The sequence below is a fragment of the Kineococcus glutinatus genome, assembly GCF_039542765.1.
Taxonomy (GTDB): Bacteria; Actinomycetota; Actinomycetes; order Actinomycetales; family Kineococcaceae; genus Kineococcus_A; species Kineococcus_A glutinatus.
The window spans coordinates 1-592 of record NZ_BAABIL010000946.1; the positions used below are offsets into that span (position 1 = coordinate 1).

Sequence of the window (592 nt, forward strand, 5' to 3'; positions counted from 1 at the left end):
GCCCTGGCCGCCGCCTGGCCGGGCCGGTGAGCGCGGCCCCCGCCCCGACGGTGGCCGGCGGGCGCTTCGGCGCCCGCCTGGCCGCCGCGGTCACCGCGCACGGCCCGGTGTGCGTGGGCATCGACCCGCACCCGGGCCTGCTGTCGGCGTGGGGGCTGGCGGACTCCCCGGCGGGGCTGGAGCGGTTCTCCCGGACCGTGCTGGAGGCCCTGGCGGGGCGGGTGGCGCTGCTGAAGCCGCAGGCGGCGTTCTTCGAGCGGCACGGCTCGCGGGGCCTGGCCGTCCTGGAGACCGTCCTGGCCGAGGCGCGCGCCGCCGCCACGCTCACCCTGGTCGACGCCAAGCGCGGCGACATCGGCTCCACGATGGCCGCCTACGCCGACGCGTTCTGCGGCGACTCCCCGCTGGCCGGCGACGCCGTCACCGCCTCCCCGTACCTGGGGTTCGGCTCGCTGCGCCCGCTGCTGGACGTGGCCGCCGCGCACGGGCGCGGGGTGTTCGTGCTGGCGCTGACGTCCAACCCCGAGGGCGCCGCCGTGCAGCACGCCCTCGGCGCCGACGGGCGCGCCGTGGCGCGGGCGGTCGCCGAGGC

1 protein-coding gene is annotated in these 592 nt (G+C 80.4%); it reads left to right on the top strand.

The window, feature by feature from the left end:
• Positions 1-26 precede the first annotated feature (26 nt).
• Positions 27-592, top strand: a 566-nt coding sequence (pyrF, locus tag ABEB16_RS22740) for an orotidine-5'-phosphate decarboxylase (RefSeq protein WP_345714403.1), incomplete at its 3' end; no start/stop codon positions are given.